12 protein-coding genes and 2 pseudogenes are annotated in these 15,787 nt (G+C 74.0%); 5 read left to right on the top strand and 9 right to left on the bottom strand.

Translation table 11 applies throughout. The features are described from left to right. The first annotated feature begins 94 nt into the window (after window positions 1–94). Window positions 95–430, top strand: coding sequence for a hypothetical protein (locus AB0F15_RS43190; protein WP_360283415.1), 336 nt, complete (start codon window positions 95–97; stop codon window positions 428–430). Between the two features lie 6 nt (window positions 431–436). On the opposite strand, the gene AB0F15_RS43195 is transcribed toward AB0F15_RS43190, so the two are convergent. From AB0F15_RS43195 to AB0F15_RS43220, 6 genes and pseudogenes are all read right to left on the bottom strand, one after another. Next, on the bottom strand, window positions 437–955 hold the full coding sequence (locus AB0F15_RS43195; protein WP_360283417.1) for a DUF2231 domain-containing protein: 519 nt from the start codon (window positions 953–955) through the stop codon (window positions 437–439). Window positions 956–1,157: 202 nt separating this feature from the next. Continuing rightward, window positions 1,158–1,451, bottom strand: a pseudogene (locus AB0F15_RS43200) (response regulator); the annotation flags it as partial. A 122-nt stretch (window positions 1,452–1,573) separates the two neighbouring features. Then, window positions 1,574–2,062 carry a hypothetical protein gene (locus AB0F15_RS43205; RefSeq protein WP_360283419.1) on the bottom strand — a complete coding sequence of 163 codons (489 nt, stop codon included), beginning with the start codon at window positions 2,060–2,062 and terminating at the stop codon, window positions 1,574–1,576. A 9-nt stretch (window positions 2,063–2,071) separates the two neighbouring features. Next, window positions 2,072–2,716, bottom strand: a complete 645-nt coding sequence (locus tag AB0F15_RS43210; RefSeq protein WP_360283421.1) for a DedA family protein — start codon at window positions 2,714–2,716, stop codon at window positions 2,072–2,074. 287 nt (window positions 2,717–3,003) lie between these two features. Beyond that, the gene (locus AB0F15_RS43215) at window positions 3,004–3,387 is read right to left on the bottom strand and encodes a bacteriophage spanin2 family protein (RefSeq protein WP_360283423.1); all 384 of its coding nucleotides are present in this window, start codon (window positions 3,385–3,387) and stop codon (window positions 3,004–3,006) included. Window positions 3,388–3,413: 26 nt separating this feature from the next. Then, window positions 3,414–4,328, bottom strand: a complete 915-nt coding sequence (locus AB0F15_RS43220) for a TerC family protein (protein ID WP_360283425.1) — start codon at window positions 4,326–4,328, stop codon at window positions 3,414–3,416. Window positions 4,329–4,514: 186 nt separating this feature from the next. Between AB0F15_RS43220 and AB0F15_RS43225 the strand changes: the two genes are divergently transcribed. After that, a complete protein-coding gene (locus AB0F15_RS43225) occupies window positions 4,515–4,829 on the top strand; it encodes a winged helix-turn-helix domain-containing protein (RefSeq protein ID WP_360283427.1) in 315 nt (104 codons plus the stop codon). A gap of 84 nt (window positions 4,830–4,913) precedes the next feature. Here the strand turns inward: AB0F15_RS43225 and AB0F15_RS43230 are convergent, their stop codons facing one another. Further along, on the bottom strand, window positions 4,914–7,556 hold the full coding sequence (locus AB0F15_RS43230) for a helix-turn-helix transcriptional regulator (protein WP_360283429.1): 2,643 nt from the start codon (window positions 7,554–7,556) through the stop codon (window positions 4,914–4,916). A gap of 362 nt (window positions 7,557–7,918) precedes the next feature. Here AB0F15_RS43230 and AB0F15_RS43235 point away from each other — a divergent pair, with 362 nt between their 5' ends. Together AB0F15_RS43235 and AB0F15_RS43240 are read left to right on the top strand one after the other, a co-directional pair. Continuing rightward, window positions 7,919–10,534, top strand: a complete 2,616-nt coding sequence (locus tag AB0F15_RS43235) for a LuxR C-terminal-related transcriptional regulator (RefSeq protein WP_360283431.1) — start codon at window positions 7,919–7,921, stop codon at window positions 10,532–10,534. Between the two features lie 15 nt (window positions 10,535–10,549). Beyond that, window positions 10,550–11,245, top strand: coding sequence for a type 1 glutamine amidotransferase domain-containing protein (locus tag AB0F15_RS43240; RefSeq protein ID WP_360283433.1), 696 nt, complete (start codon window positions 10,550–10,552; stop codon window positions 11,243–11,245). Window positions 11,246–11,270: 25 nt separating this feature from the next. Here the strand turns inward: AB0F15_RS43240 and AB0F15_RS43245 are convergent, their stop codons facing one another. Together AB0F15_RS43245 and AB0F15_RS43250 are read right to left on the bottom strand one after the other, a co-directional pair. Further along, window positions 11,271–12,059: an ABC transporter permease gene (locus AB0F15_RS43245; protein ID WP_360283435.1), complete on the bottom strand. Its 789-nt coding sequence runs from the start codon at window positions 12,057–12,059 to the stop codon at window positions 11,271–11,273. Next, entirely contained in the window at window positions 12,056–12,991 is a 936-nt protein-coding gene (locus AB0F15_RS43250; protein ID WP_360283437.1) for an ATP-binding cassette domain-containing protein, read from the bottom strand. The genes AB0F15_RS43245 and AB0F15_RS43250 overlap by 4 nt, the downstream gene beginning before the upstream one ends. A 135-nt stretch (window positions 12,992–13,126) precedes the next feature. Here AB0F15_RS43250 and AB0F15_RS43255 point away from each other — a divergent pair. Beyond that, window positions 13,127–15,634: pseudogene (locus AB0F15_RS43255) on the top strand (amino acid adenylation domain-containing protein); the annotation flags it as partial. Window positions 15,635–15,787: the final 153 nt, after the last annotated feature.

Here is a 15,787-nt window from a genome sequence, read left to right on the forward strand (position 1 = left end):
CGGTCGAGTTCGCCCGCTCGGTCTACCGCGGTGACCGCTACAAGTTCGTGACGACGCTGCTGCCGTAGGCCTCGTGAGTGGTAATTCGGGTCAGATGCCCTGCCGCGTGCGGGGCGCGATGGACGAGCTCGCGCGGATGCTCGCGCGCTGCCATCACCGCGCCGGCGGCGCCGCGCCCCTGATCGACCTCGAACTGGCCTACCGGCCGGACCCCGAGTACGAGACGAGGCTCGCCGGGGCGCACGAACGGGTGCGGGACTACATCGCGCCGGTCCGCCCGGTACTCGTGCTGCGCTGGCGCTCGGCGACGGCGGCGCAGCGCAGGGCGTTTTTCGACGAGGTGCCGGACGGCACGCCGGCCCGCGGCTGGCTCCGCCGCCGCCGCCACACCACGCGGATCATCGGAATGGAGGTGGAGATAGCGCCCTGACCGGGGTCAGTGCCCGGCGCCGCCCGGTGCCGGGGTGGCGCTGAAGTTGCCCTGCCAGGTCGCCTGGGCGCCCGACTCGCCGATGCGGTAGACGTCGTAGACCGCCGCGCCCGCGGCGGCGATCGCCAGGACCGAGAGCACCACGGTCACCGCGGTCGACGCCGGGGCGAGGAACGCGCGGCGGCCGGTCCCGCCCGCCCGCAGGCTCTCGCGGTGCCGCCACCACACGACGAGCGCGAGCACCGCCACCGGGAGCGCGACGAAGATCGCCGTGTCGCCGAGTTCGGTGTGGGTGCGCAGGAGCGGCGTCCGGCCGACGTGGCGTTCCAGCCACTCGCCGGCGTCGGTGGTGATCGGGACCAGGATGACGACCACGACCGCCAGGATCGCGTTCGGCCCGGCGAGCTTGGCGCGCGCGGCGGGCCACAGCGCGCTGAGCACGAGCAGCAGCGCGGCCAGGGGGAGCAGCACGACGATGGCGTGCACGAGCAGGACGTGGGCGGGCAGGCCGTTGACGGTGGTCATGGTGTCCTTTGTAGAGGGAGGGTGGCCGGGTGCTCGGCCGGGGGCCGCGTCGATCGCCGGCCCGGCCCGGCAGGGTCGCCCCGCCACGCGCGGACCGCGGGTGGCGAGCGGGGTGGACATCGGGCTCCTCGAAGTGATCTCGGCACCGCCCACCCTTCCCGAGCCCGGTTAGCCGTCGACGTGATCAGGGTGAAAGTTCGGTGGCGTCCAGCCCGGCCACCCGGTCGGGGGTCTCGACGCGGGCGGTCAGCATGAGGATCGGGGTGGGGTCGCCTTCGGCGCGCAGTACGCGGCACACGCCGAGGCCGTCGACGCCGGGCATCATCACGTCGAGGATCAGCACGTCGAACCGGTCCCGCCGGGCCGTGGCGAGCGCGCTGACGCCGTCGGTGACTTCGGTGACGTGGTAGCCCTCGAGGTCGAGGGCCCGCACGAGGGACTCACGGATCGCGCGGTCGTCGTCGGCGAGCAGGACACGGTGCGGCATGGCCGCCATGATGCCCGCCGGCGGGCGCGGCGGCGCTCACCGGCCACGGGACAGCCGGGGAAGCGGGCCGGCGACCGGAGCCGGAAGAGACCCGAGGCGGGCAGCTACCGGCTGCCCTGACTCCCGCCGTTTCAGTGGGCGAGCAGCTTCACACCCACGACGGCGAGGGCGATCGCCACCTCGACGACGAAGAGCAGCAGCTTGACCGGCCACCGCACGGACGTGCGCCGCGTCGCGAGCAGGGCCAGCGCGGCGATCGTGAGCACCAGCGACAGGGCGGCGATCCACAGGGAGACGTTCAGCGGCAGCCAGCCCAGCGCCGCGGCGCCGATGCTGAGCACCGGGAGCAGGGCTGTTTCCAGGACGTGGCCCGTCGCCGCGAGGATGTGCCGGAGGTCGTCCCCGCGCGGGAAGCGGCCGTGCGTGATCCGGTGCGCGCTCACGTCGGCGAACCCACCGGCCAGGCAGAGGGCGCCCATCGCGGCCCCGATGTCGGCGACGGCTTCCCCGGCGGACGTGCCGGCGGCGTAGTTCAGCAGGAGCAGCACGGTCGAGAGGCCCACCAGCGTCGCGTACACGCGCTCCCGCAGAGCGGACACGTGTCCCGCGGATTCGGTCATGCCGGAACCTTAAACGGGCTTCTGCCGCCGGACCCGGCGGACCACGAACAGCCCGGCGGCGACGGCGATGGCGGCGAAAACGACGTACTGGAAGATCGACGCATACCGCTCGACCACCGGCCAGTGCTCGCCGAGGAGGTAGCCCGCGACGACGAACCCGGTGTTCCAGACGAGGCTGCCCGCGGTGGTGCAGAGCAGGAACCACCCGAACGGCATGCGCTCGACGCCGGCCGGCACGGAGACGAGGCTGCGGAAGACGGGAACCATGCGCCCGAGGAAGACGGCTTTGCCGCCGTGCCGGGCAAACCACGCGGCGGTCCGATCGAAGTCGGCGGTCTTGACGAGCGGAAGCCGGCCGGCGAGCCGGCGCGTGCGGTCGTGCCCGAGCCGCAGGCCCAGCAGGTAGACGACGACGGCACCGGCGACCGAGCCGAGGGTCGTCCAGAAGACGGCGGCCCCGAGCCCGAAGGCCCCGCGGCCGGCGGCGAACCCGGCGAGGGGGAGGACGAGTTCACTCGGAAGGGGCGGGAAGAGGTTCTCCAGCCCGACGACGAGGGCCGCACCGGGACCCCCGAGCGAGTCCATGACCCCGACGGCCCACCCGGCCACCCCGGTCAGCTCTCCGGTGGCGGCCGGCGGGGCGGACGTGGTCATGGGGGCCTCCGGGAAGTGGGGATGTTGCCGGCGCGGCGGGTGGGGGTGCGGGTGGTGTGTCGTTCGGTGTGGACGGTGCGTGGTTCGGTGTGGACGGTGGGCGGGCTGTGCAGGGCGCCCGCGGCCCGCGGGCGCCCTGCGGGGCTGCGCGGTTGGCGGCTTCGGCGTGGTCGCGCTTGCGGGGCTTCGTCGCTGGGTCCGGCCCGGCCTGCGCCACGGCAGGTCCGGCGCTGCCGTGGCTGGGCCCGGCGGCCCTTGCCGTGCCCAGCCGCAGGCAGGTCCGTGCGTCAGCCGGCGCAGGCCTTCGTCAGGGCGGCCACCTGGTCTGCCTTCTTCCGCGTCCAGTCGGCCGGGGTGGTGACCAGGTCGTCGACCGTTGTCTCGCGCAGGGTGGCCGCCACCGTGTCGATCGCGTCGGCCGCCGTTGTGTTGGCCGCGCGGGAGGCCAGTTCCGCCAGTTCGCCGGCGGCCGCGTGGGCTCGGTCGGCCGCGGCCTTCGGGTCCGTCAGGTCCGGGGTCGTCGTGGCGATCTGGACCGCTTGGGCGCAGACCGCGGCTGTCGAAGCGGCGTTGCCGACCTGGCCCGCTGTCTCGGCGGCGACGCCGCAGCCGGTGAGGGTCAGCAGGAGGCCGCCGGCGAGGAGGGTCGTCGTGAGGCGGTTCGAGCGCATGGTGATCGTTCCTTCCGAAGGGGAAATCAGGCCGTGGTCCGGGTCCGGAGCAAGCTGGCGGCGACCGCCGTCGCGAGGATCGCGCCGACCACGCCCAGCGAAAGCACGGTCGGGATCTTCCAGACGTCCAGCAGCAGCATCTTCACGCCCACCCAGACCAGCACCAGCGCCAGCCCGAGCTTCAGGTACACGAACCGGTGCATCACGTCGGCGAGCAGGAAGTACATCGCCCGCAGGCCGAGGACGGCGAAGGCGTTCGACGTGAACACCAGGAACGGCTCCTGGGTGACCGCGAAGATCGCCGGGATCGAGTCGACCGCGAAGACGATATCGGTGACCTCGATCAGCACCAGGACCGCGAGCAGCGGCGTGGCCACCCAGCGGCCGGCCTGCCGCACCAGGAACTTCCCGCCGTGGTCGCCGTCGGTGGACGGGACGATCCGCCGGAACGCCCGGAGCACGCGGTTCTGCTCGTAGTCGACCGTCTCGTCCCGGTGCAGCGCCATCCGCACCCCGGTGATGACCAGGAAAGCGCCGAACACGTAAAGGATCCAGGCGAAGCTCGCGATCAGGACCGAGCCCGCGGCGATGAACACCGCCCGGAACACCAGCGCACCCACCACGCCGTAGAACAGGATCCGGTGCTGGTACTCACGGGGGACGGCGAAGTAGCCGAAGATGATCGCGAACACGAAGACGTTGTCGACCGCGAGCGACTTCTCGATGACGTAGCCGGCGAAGTACTGTCCCGCGAACTCCGCGCCCCAGACCCACCAGACCACGGCGCCGAAGGCCAGCCCGAGCACCACCCACGCGCCGGACCAGGCGAGGGCCGACCGGACACCGACGACGGGGGCGCGGCGGTGGGCGGCCAGATCGATCGCGAGCATGGCCAGGATGACGCCGAGCACAGCGGCCCAGGCCCAGAAGGGGACGGTCACGAGACACTCCTCCGGTTCGGTGACGAACCGGAGGTCTCCCCGGTCACCCGAAGGTGACGCCGGCACCGGACTGCACTGGGGCAGCCGGATTGACGATGCCGGACCGGGCGGGTACTCCCCTCCGCTGCCACCAGAATAGGCGAACCCCACTTCGTCTGTCAAGTTCGGACGTCTACTGTGGCCGGTATGGCTTCGTGGACGTTCCTCAGCAACCACGCGCACGTCCTGCTGTGCGTGGCCGCGGATCCCGACCGGACCCTGCACGACATCGCCGAGCGGGTCGGCATCACCGAACGCGGGGTGCAGCTCATCCTCGCCGACCTGATCGCGGAGGGCTACCTCGAGCGCGAGAGGGTGGGCAGGCGCAACCACTACAAGATCCACCCGGAAGGCCGGTTGCGCCACCCGCTCGAGGCGCACCACCGGCTGGCCGACCTGGTCGCGGCGCTCGGCCCCGACACCGATGACGGCGGCACCCCCAAGCGTTCATCATGTGAATAAGTTGCCCTCCGAAGGTTTCGAAGGGAAATGCGCCTGGGGAAGCGCTTTCTGGACCGTGCGGAAACCGGCTCCTCCTGCTGACGGTCAGCTGCCGGCGTACTGGTGGTTCAGGATCGCGGTCGCGAGCTCCACGCGTGACCGGTACCCGGTGCGCTGGAACAGCCGTGACAGCCGGCCCTCGACGCTCTTCTCGCCGGTCTGGAGGAGGGCGGCGATCTGCTTGTTGCCCAGCCCCTCGGCCACGAGCACCGCCAGCAGGCGCTCGTTTTCGGCGAGCGTCGCCTGGCGGCCCGGTACGTGCACCCCGTGGTGGCGCATCAGCGTGCGCGTCCACGATCGGCTCATCAACGCGTCCATCTCGCCGAAAATGGAGTAGGACTCCGAAAGCAGTGCCGGCTCGCTCAGGCCGTACCGCACGAAGCGTTCGAACGCGACGGCCTGTTCCAGGGGCTGGTTCCGGAGGCGGAGCAGCTTCATGGCCGCCTTCGCCGCGGCGTCGTCCGCGTGCACGAGCGCGTGCAGGGTCAGGCGGTTGAGCTCGGCGCGCTCGGTGCCCATCCGCGCCGTCACCACCTCCAGCTTCCGCAGGTACTCCGGGAGCCGCTGGGGCCGGTCCGTGCGGACGGCCATGTCGGCCAGTGCGATCCACAGCAGGTCGGTCTGCGCCGGCACGCCGGCTTCTTCGGCCTGGTCCACCGCCGCCTGCAGGATCGACTGCGTCCGCTCGTATTCGCCGTGCACCCGCTCGTAGAGCGCCGCCGAGATCGCCAGCAGGTGCGGCATCGCCGGCCGGCGGGCGCGGGCGGTGGTGAACAGCTCCCGGGCCCGCGAGAGCCGGCCCCGGCACAGCTGGATGTTCGAGGCGAGCTGGAACATGACGGTCTCGCCGGGATCGCAGCCGCCCGGCGCGCTGGTGGCGATGTGCTTGCGGGCCAGCTCCATGGCTTCGTCGAACTTCCCGGCGCCCACCGCCCGGACCATCCGGCTCGGCACGCTGAGCCGGACCGGCAGCTTCTCGAGCAGCCGGTCCGCCTGGCGCAGTTCGCCCAGCGCCACGAGCGCACTGGCGTGGCAGACCAGGTCCCCGGCCGGCTGTTCCCCCGCCTCGATCCTCCGCAGCAGCTCGGCGACGTCCTGGTCGAACCCGGCCCGGATGCCCAGCCACAGGTCGGCGACCGCGCTGAACGGGCGGACGTGCCCCGCGACCCCGGCGGCGGAATCCTCCGCGCGGATCCGCGTCACCAGCTCGCGCGTCTCGCGCCAGCGGCCGAGCAGGGACAGCGCGAACGCGCGCACGGCCAGCCCTTCGACGGCGGTCACGGCACCGGCCGGTGCCGTGCGCCCGTCGGCGATCTCCGCCAGCTCGTCGTGCCGGCCGGACTGGTAGAGCGCCGTCAGATGCGCGAAGCGGACGTCCGGCAGCCGGCCGCGGGGGATGTCCCCGGCGTGCGACCGCACCACCGTCCCGGTGGACTCCAGCGCCCCGGCCGGATCGCCGTGGGCGAGACAGGTGCGTGCGTGCAGCAGCAGGATTTCGGCGCGGGTGGGTCCGTCCGCGGTGAGCTCGGCCGCCGCGCGCAGCCAGGGCAGGGTCCGCTCCCCGTCCGGTGGTGCCACGGCGACGGCGCGGGCGAGCAGGTCCCCGGCCGCGCGGGCCGGATCCACCAGCCGCCCCGCGTTGACGAGCTGGTCGGGCAGGTAGCCGGGGAAGGCGCAGCGGGCTTCGCCGGACCACAGGGCCTCGACGGCGATCTGGCCGAGCCTGCGCCGCTCGTATGGGCCCAGCACCCAGGTCAGCGCGGCCGCGACCAGTGGCTGCCGGAACGTCCAGGCGTTCCGGGCCCCGGCATGGCGCAGCACGCCGGCCCGCGTCAGCAAGTCCAGCTCTTGGCGGGCCTCGGCTTCCGACGTGCCGAGCGCCGTGGCGACCAGCCGCGCGGCGGCCGGCCCGAGCAGGCCGAGGACGGCGATCGCCTTGGCCGCCGCCCACGTGGTCGCGCCCCGGCGGCGGATCGCCGCCACCAGTTCGTCCTGTTCGGACAGCCGGGGCGGCACCGGCGGCCGGGTCACGTAGGCGTGCCGGTCCACCACGCGGACCATGTCGCAGGCCTGGCTGATCCGCAGGGCCGCCTCCACGGCGGCGGGCCAGCCCCGGGTGAACCGCCACAACCGGTCCGCGAGCTCCGGCTCCGGCACCGCGCCGAGCAGCGCGGTGACGAGTGCGGGCAGCCCGGCGCGGGCGAGCGGACGCAGGTTCACGTGGTGGAGCAGGCCGTCGCGGTGCCACCGCGCGGCGCTGTCGTGGAACGCCGCGCGGACCGCGGCCGGCAGTGGCAGCGCGACGGTGCACACGCAGGCGGATTTCGTCGTGGCCAGCCGGCGGACCAGCGCGTCCAGGGAACCGGCACCCTCCGCGGGCATCAGGTGGACGTCCTTGAGGATGAGCAGCGTGCCGGCGTCGGCGCGCAGCACTGCGGCCGGCGGGATCCGGTCCAGCAGGGCCGCGCCGGACGCCGAGCAGGCGAACCCGAGATCGACCGTGCGCACGTGGGTGAACCCCCGCGGGTGTTCGGTGAAGTGCCGGCCGAGGTGCGTCGCGACCGCGCTGAGGTCGACGCCCGCCGGTCCGCTGAGGACGGTCAGCGCCGGACGGCCGGGCGCCCGGAGCGCCTCGGCGATTTCGCGAGCGACGCGCTCGGAGGGCGGGATGAATCCGTCAGGCTGCACGCTTCTCGCTCTGCTCGGTCCGGGCTCGTCGCCCCCGGCCGGGGGCGACGAGTCGCGGGGGCACGCTCGTCCGCGGACGGCGCCGCCCAGATTAACCAGAGCACGTCGGCGGGGGCCACCACGTCCAAATAGCTGGTTGCCTTGCCACGCCACGAAATTCGCCGGATTCGAGGGATCTGTGCACGGCGAAGATCACTCGTGTGGGTGACACGCGGGGGTCGGTGAGCCGCGGCCGGCGCGCACCAGGCGTCCGGATGAGGCGCCGGCTGTAAATCTCATCCCACTTTGCGCCGGATGGCGTAATGAGCGTGGCACACTCTCGTCACCCGATAGAACGGCGGCGGGCGGGAAGGAGGCGGTCGGTGACCCAGGACTGCGGTGCCTTGCCCGGGCGGGGCGACGAGATCGCCGCGCTCGAAAAGGTCGCGGGGCGGCCCGTTCTCGTGGTGGTCAGGGGCGGGGCCGGGACGGGCAAGACGGCGTTGCTCGGTGCGGTGGCGCGGAAGTGGCGCGATCGCCGCCTGAAATCCCTGCCCATCTGCTTTTCCGACGATGTGCCCGAAGGGGACGAATTCGGGCTCGGATCCGTGCTGGCCGCCATCCGCGAAGAATTCGGTGCGGCGTGCGCCGTCAAGGCCGCCGCGGCGCTGAATCAGCCGGACGACACCGGCGGTCCATCTTCCGGTTCCGCATTGTTCACCGAATTGACCCGGTTGTTCGGCGCACTCCGCCAGAGCGGGACCACGGCCGTGGTCTTCGACGACCTCCACGCCGTGCCGAACCCCGGCTTCGCGGTGGCGGCCGCGCGCTACGCGGGCTGTACCGTCCTCGCGGCCTGCCGCGAGGAGGAGGCCGTCGAGCCCACGGTGCTGAGCGCCCTCGCCGACCAGATCGTCGACCTGCGGCCGCTGACCGACGGCGAAGTCGACGAGCTGCTCGCCGCGGACGGACCCGTGGACCCCGCCGTCGCCCCGGCCGTGCGGCACGCGCTCGGTTCCCTGCGCGGCAATCCGGGCGCCGTGCTGGCGACCTGGGACGGGCTCCGGCGCGCCGGACGGCTGGTCCCGGTGCGCGGGGTGCTGTGCCTGGCCGACCCTGCCGCGCCCATCGCGCTGCCGGCCGGCCACGACCTCGTGCGGGGGGTGGCGGACCTGCCGGAGCCGGGTCCGGCGCTGGTGGCGTTCGTCGGCACGGCCGGGCGCTTCCGCGTGGACGATCTGCTGGTCCTCGCCGAGGCCACCGGGTGGGACCCCGCCACCTGCGGCCGGGGTGCCGACCGGCTCGTCGCGGCCGGCGTCCTGGGTTGCGACGAGCGGGGTGCGCTGTTCGTGCCCTGCCCGGCGTTGGCCACCGCGGTGCGGAACGTCCTGGGGGAGCAGCGGGTGCGCGTCCTCCACGCGAAGCTGGCCGAGCACTTGCTGCGCCGCGGCGGGGACCCCGCGCTCGTCGCGGACCACGCGGCGCTGGCCGGTCCCGAACTGCCACCCGGGCCGGACGTCGTCGCGCTGCTGGTGCGCGAAGCGGCCCGCGTCCTGCCGTCCGATCCCGGGTCGGCCGCCCACCGGTACCGCGCCGCGCTGGCCCGCTGCGCGACGCACGACCCCGGCCGCGTGCCCGGCCTGACGCGGTCGCTGGTGCGCCTGCTGGTGCGCATCGGCCGCTACGACCGGCTGCGCGAGGTGGTCGCCGAGACGGTCGACGCGGGAGTGCCCGCCGGGCAGGAATACGCGCTGGCGGTGGCCGCGGCGCTGGCGGCGGTGCACACCGGCGTGCCGGTGCCCCGGGCCGTGACGGCGGTCCTGGCGGCCGAGCCGGCGGCCCGCGCGCCGCTCGAGTTCGCCGGGGGGTGGTTCGAGGGCCGGGAGGCGATGAGCCTCGACGGGCTGGTGGCCGCCTTCGGCGCGTTCCGGCTCGGTGACGCGCCGGACTGCGCGCCGATGCGCGACCAGCTCGAGATCTGGGCGGGCCGCCACGATCTGGTCGCCCTGTTCGGGTTCCTGTTCGGCGACGAATACGGCGCGCCGGACGACGGGCCGCTCGCGCTGTACCACCGGGTCATCACCGGCTACCACCGTGGTGCGTGGGCCGGGGTGCTGTCCGCGAGCCGGGCGCTCGAGCTGAGTGGACGGCCGAGCACGCCCGTCCACTGCCTGGCGCGGCTGCTCACCGCGGAAATCCTTTCCTGCGAAGGGGAACCGGGACCGGCCGCCGACTGGCTGGCGGCGGTCGGCGAGTGCCCGTTCCCGGCGATGGTGAGCTGGGCCGAAATCGGCCTGATGTGGCGCGGCGGCCGGCTGCCCGAAGCGATCGAAGCGGGCTGGCGTGGCTACGAACGCGCCGCGGCGGCGGCCGAGCGGGGTACCGTCGTCGGGCTGCACTGGCTGCTCGTGCGGCTGGCGATGCTGGAATCCGAAGCGGGCGGCGGGAAACTGGCCGAGCTCCGGGAGCTGACCACGAAGTGGCACGGCCGCTACGGCGGCCGCCGGCTGAAGATGGCCGAGCTGATGGTCACCGGCCTGGCCGAGCGGGACCTCGCGAGCGTGCGTGCCGCGGTGGAGGTGGTGCGCAGCCACCAGAACCAGAGCGAGCTGATGCGGGCGTGCCTGATCGCCTCGTCCGTCGCCGACGAGCCGCGCCCGTGGTTGCACGAGGCCTACGACATCGCCCGGCGCCTGGACGGTGACCTGCTGCGGATGATGATCAAGGCGAGGATGCGCGAGCGCGGCGTGCCCCCGCCCCGCCGTTCCCTCGCCTCGGACGACCTGTCACCGGCCGAGCTGCGCATCATCGCCCTGATCCGGCGCGGCCTGACGAACCGGCAGATCGCCGGGACGATGCGGATCAGCGAGAAGACGGTGGAGAGCCACCTGACGCGGCTGTTCGCGAAGACGGGCTGCCGCTCACGCCTCGATCTGGCGACCGCCAGCATCGAGGGCCGCCTGACCGTCTCCGGCCTCGACCGGAGCGGAACGGCCTGACCCGATGGGACCACCGTGACCACACCGAAGAAGATCCTCGTCGCCGTCACCAGCGAGGGCGCGTACCGGAAGACCGGCTACCGCACGGGCCTGTGGCTCGGTGAACTGACCCACTTCTGGGACGTGGCCGGGCCGGCCGGCTTCGAGATGGACATCCCCGCCCCGCGGGGCGGGGTGGTGCCGCTGGATCCGGAGAGCCTGTCCGCGGCGATGCTCGGCGAACTGGGCACGATCGACCGCTACCGCGACCGCGCGTTCATGGATCTGCTCGACCACAGCGGGAAGCTCGCCGACGCGCGGGTCGAGGACTACGCCGCCGTCTACCTGACCGGCGGCCACGGCGTGATGTTCGACTTCCCGGAGGCCCTCGGTGGCCTGGTCACGCGGTTCTTCGAGACCGGCAGGGTGGTGTCGTCGGTGTGCCACGGGGCGGCGGGCCTGCTGGAAGCCCGGCTGTCCACCGGGGAGCCGCTGGTCGCGGGCAGGGCCCTCACCGGCTTCAGCCGGCAGGAAGAGGTCCTGGCCCAGCGGGACGACGCCGTGCCCTTCAGCCTGGAGGACCGGCTCCGGCAGCTCGGCGCGGACTACCGCCTCGCCGACCGTCCGTTCGCCCCGTACGTGGTCGAGGACGGCACCCTGATCACCGGGCAGAACCCGTTCAGCGCCCGCGGTGTCGCCGAGGCCGTCGTGCGGCGGCTTCAGCAGGCGTAGGCCTTCACCGTGGATTCGCCGTGGTTCACGGTTTTTCCGCAGCCGAGCGGAAGACCCGCCAGGCGGCCGTGATGACGACGGCCAGCAGGACCGCCATCGTGGCCAGCGCCACCGGGACGGGGTGGACGACGGCGAAGCTGTGGCTCGTGTCCGCCACCGGGTTGCCCCACAGCCGGCGGCACGCCGTCGACACCGTGCTCACCGGGCTCCACGACGCGATCGCGCGCAGCCAGCCCGGCAGGCCGTCCGGGGGGACGAACGCCGTCGACAGGAAGGAACCCACCACCAGCACCAGGCCGGACAGCGAGTTGACCGCCGGTGCGCTGCGGAACCACAGCCCCGCGAGGATGCCCGTCCACGACAGCAGGAACGCCAGCGCGAGCAGCAGCCCGAACCCGGCGAGGCCGGGCAGGAGTCCCGTGTGGATGCGCCAGCCGAGCAGCCAGCCGACGGCCGAGGCGATGGCGATGCCCGCCGTCGTGAGCAGCAGGTCGCACAACGACTGGGCGAGCAGCACCGGCACCCGCCCGATCGGCAGGGAGCGGAACCGGTCGACCAGGCCGCCGCGCAGGTCGTCCGCCAGGGCGATCGCGCTCGTGCCGAAGCACGCCAGCGCCACCTGGGCGCCGACCCCGGCCATCATGAAGTCGAGGTAGCCGGCGCCGCCGGGCATCACGATGGTCTTGTCGAGCAGGTAGCCCATGACGACCACCATCGTCACCGGTGTGAGCGTGACGGCCAGCAGTTCGCCCGGCGACCGGCGCAGCCGCAGCAGCCGGCGGCCGGTGAGGGCGGCGGTTTCGGTGAGGATCATGCCGCTTGCTCCTTTCCGGTGAGCGCGAGGAAGACGTCGTCGAGGGACGGACGGCGGACGGCGAAGTCGGCCACCTCGAGCCCGGCCCGGCTCAGCGCGGCGGCCGCGGCGGCGACCGTCGCCATGCCGTCGCCGAGGGGGAGGGAGAGCCGGCCCGCCGCGGGGTCGGCGTCCGTGGCCGCCGGACCGAGGGCGGCCATCGCGGCCGGGACGTCGGCCGGCTCGGCCAGCGTGACGCCCAGCCATTCACCGCCCACCTTCCGCTTCAGCTCCTCCGGACTGCCCTCCGCGACGACGGCGCCGGAGCCGAGGACCACGATCCGGTCGGCGAGCTGGTCGGCTTCCTCGAGGTACTGCGTGGTGAGGACGACGGTGATGCCGTCGCGGACCTGCGCGCGGACCTCCGCCCACAGCAGGTGCCTGCTGGCCGGGTCCAGCCCGGCGCTCGGCTCGTCGAGGAACAGCACCGCGGGCCGGGTCACCAGGCAGCACGCCAGGTCGAGCCGGCGGCGCATCCCGCCCGAATAGGTCCCCGCGGGCCGGTCCGCGGCCGCGGCGAGGCCGAACCGGTCCAGCAGCTCGGCCGCCCTCGCGCGGGCTCCCCGGATGCCCAGCCGCAGCAGCCTGCCCAGCAGGACCAGGTTCTCCCGGCCGGTGAGCTGGGCGTCGACCGCGGCGTACTGGCCGGCGAGCGCGATCCGGCGCCGGACCTCCCGCGGCTCGCGGGCGACGTCGAACCCGGCGACGCGGGCGGATCCGCCGTCGGGGTTCAGCAGCGTCGCGAGGACGCGGACGGTGGTGGTCTTGCCGGCCCCGTTGTGGCCCAGCAGGCCCAGCACGGTTCCGGCGGGCACGTGCAGATCGACGCCGCGCAGCGCCTCGTGCCCGGGATAGCGCTTGCGCAGCTGGCAGGTCTCGACGACCGCGTCCACTTCGGACCCCTTTCCTGGCGGTGCGCCGAATCTTCGCCGGGCAGGCACTGGCATGTCGCCAAGGCGCTTTTGCGGTTTGCCAGTCCGGCGCTGCCGATACTGGCGGCCCCCGCCCATCCCGGAGAGGAGCGCCCGATGCCGGAAACCGCGCTGCCGCTGACCGCCGCGCAGTCGGAGCTGTGGCGCCGCTGCATCCGCGAGCCGGGCAACGCGGTGTTCAACGTGGCCGGCTTCTACGACATCCACGGCCCGCTCGACACCGGGCCGTGGACCGCCGCGGTGCGCACCATGGTGCGGGAGGCCGAGTGCCTGCGGGTCCGGTTCGTGGCCGGGGACGGCGAGCCGCGGCAGGCCGTCGTGCCCGCCGAGCCGGGCGTCACGCTCCTCGAGCTGAGCCGGGAGGCGGCGGGCGAATGGATGTCGGCCGACCTCCGCACGCCCTTCGACCTGGCCGCGCCGCTGCTCCCGCGGTGCGCGCTGATCCGGGTCGCCCCCGAGCACCACCTGTTCTACCTCTGCGCGCACCACCTCGTCTCCGACGGCTTCAGCCAGGGCCTGCTGTTCCGCCGCGTCACCGAGCTGTACGACGCCGGGACGCCGGCCGCAGAGGGCGCACTGCCGCCCCTGCGGCTGCTCGTCGACGACGACGTCGCCTACCACGCCGGCTCCGCGCACCACGAGCGCGACCGGGCGATGTGGACCGGCCGGTTCCCGCGCACCCCCGAGCTGACGGCGCTGTCGGCCCGCCCGCCGGCGCCCGCCACCGACTTCGTCCGCGCGTCCGTGCTGCTGCCCGGCGAGGCCACGCGGAAGCTGAAGGCGGCGGCGTGGGACGCCCGGGTGGCGCTGCCCGAACTGCTCATCGCGGCGACGGCGGCGTACGTGCAGCGGATGGCCGGGACCCCGGACGTCCTGCTGAACCTGCTGACCACCGCGCGCAAGGGCGCGGCGGCGCGGTCCGTGCCCGGCATGGTGGCGAACTCGCTGCCGCTGCCCGTGCCGATCCGGCCGTCGATGACGCGCCGCGACCTGGTCACCGGGGCGGCGGAAGAGATCCGGCGGACCGTGCGGCACCAGCGATACCGCGGGCAGCGGGTGCGCGACCACCTCGGGCTGCCCGGCGACCCGCGCCCGTTCGGCCCCACCGTGAACATCCTCGGCCTCGGCGCGGAACGCCTCTTCGGCGGCTGCCGCGCGACCGCGCACGAGCTGTCCACCGGGCCCGTCGACGACATCGAGTTCATCGCGGGCGAAACCCCCGCCGGGGACCTCGCGGTCAACGTCAACGCCAACCCGGCGCTGTACCGCCAGGACGAACTCGCCGCGCACGCCGCGCGGTTCGTGGGGTTCCTGGCCGACCTCGCCGACCTCGGCCCGGACGAACCCCTCGCCCGGCTCGACGTCGGGCCCGCGACCGGGCACCCGGCCGGCACGCGCCACGAGGTGGGCAGTGCCGACGAGCTGCTGGGCCGCATCGACGACCTCGCCACGGTGGCGCCGGAGACCGCCGCGGTGACCGACGACGACGGCACGTGGTCCTACGGCGAGCTCCGGGACTTCGCGGCCGCCGTGGGCACCGGGCTCGCCGGCGCGGGACTGCGGCCGGGCGGGGTGGCCGGGATCGTCGCCGGTCCCGGCCGTGAGTTCGCCGGCGCGGTTCTCGGCGTCTGGAGCGCCGGCGGCGCCTACGTGCCCGTCGATCCGGACGCGCCGGTCGAACGGGCCGCCGGGATGCTCGCCGACAGCGGCGCGGAGTGGCTGGTGACCACGGACCGCCTGCGCGAACGCGCGGAGGAGATCGCCGTCGCCGTCCCCGGCCTGCGGGTGGTGACCGAGCGCGGCGACGCCGGGGATTTCCCGCTGGTGTCCAGGACCGTCGACACCGCCGCCTACGTGCTCTTCACGTCCGGCTCGACCGGGCGGCCCAAGGGCGTCGTCGTGTGCGACGGCGGCCTGGTGAACCACCTGTGGGCCAAGGTCGACGACCTCGATCTGTCCACTGAGGACAGTGTGCTGCAGAACGCGCCGCTGACGTTCGACATCTCGGTGTGGCAGATGTTCGCGCCGCTGCTGGCCGGCGGCCGGGTGCGCGTGGTGGGCGCCGGGCCGCGGGCCGACCCCGGTGCGCTGTTCCGGCTGGTCGCCGCCGAGAAGGTGGCGGTGGCCGAGGTGGTCCCCTCCGTGCTGCGCGCGGCCCTCGACGTCCTCGACGGGACCGGCACCGCCCTGCCCGCCCTGCGCCGGCTCGTCGTGACCGGCGAGGCGTTCCCGCCGGACCTGCGAGACCGCTGGCTGGCGCGGTTCCCGGGCACCGGCCTGGTGAACGCCTACGGCCCGACGGAGTGCTCGGACGACGTCACGCACGCCGTGCTGACCGCGGGCGGCCCGGTGCCGATCGGGCTGCCGGTGCGCAACACCGAGCTGTACGTCCTCGGCCCGGAGCTGCGGCCCGTCCCGCCGGGCGTGGCCGGTGAGCTGTACGTCGGCGGCGCCGGCGTCTCCCGGGGGTACGCCGGCCGGTCCGGCGCGACGGCGGAGCGGTTCGTGGCCAACCCCTTCGGGCCGCCCGGATCCCGGATGTACCGCACCGGGGACCGGGTGCGCTGGACCGGGGAACTGGAGTACCTCGGCCGCACCGACGACCAGGTGAAGGTGCGCGGGGTGCGGATCGAGCCCGGCGAGGTCGAAGCCGCGCTGCGGCATCCGTCCTCGGGCCCGGCGATGTCGAACCCGGCGACGCCGGCGTCGCGGTAGCGGACGGCCAGGTTCGCGATCTCGAGCGCGCGGGCGTGCTGG

Origin of the sequence: Amycolatopsis sp. NPDC026612 (genome assembly GCF_040638285.1) — a bacterium.
Taxonomy (GTDB): Bacteria; Actinomycetota; Actinomycetes; order Mycobacteriales; family Pseudonocardiaceae; genus Amycolatopsis.

Bases quoted from the DNA above. Each gene is read 5' to 3' on its own strand.
- AB0F15_RS43190 (WP_360283415.1), top strand. From the start codon at position 95: ATGCCCTGCCGCGTGCGGGGCGCGATGGACGAGCTCGCGCGGATGCTC.
- AB0F15_RS43195 (WP_360283417.1), bottom strand. From the start codon at position 955: ATGACCACCGTCAACGGCCTGCCCGCCCACGTCCTGCTCGTGCACGCC.
- AB0F15_RS43205 (WP_360283419.1), bottom strand. From the start codon at position 2,062: ATGACCGAATCCGCGGGACACGTGTCCGCTCTGCGGGAGCGCGTGTAC.
- AB0F15_RS43210 (WP_360283421.1), bottom strand. From the start codon at position 2,716: ATGACCACGTCCGCCCCGCCGGCCGCCACCGGAGAGCTGACCGGGGTG.
- AB0F15_RS43215 (WP_360283423.1), bottom strand. From the start codon at position 3,387: ATGCGCTCGAACCGCCTCACGACGACCCTCCTCGCCGGCGGCCTCCTG.
- AB0F15_RS43225 (WP_360283427.1), top strand. From the start codon at position 4,515: ATGGCTTCGTGGACGTTCCTCAGCAACCACGCGCACGTCCTGCTGTGC.
- AB0F15_RS43245 (WP_360283435.1), bottom strand. From the start codon at position 12,059: ATGATCCTCACCGAAACCGCCGCCCTCACCGGCCGCCGGCTGCTGCGG.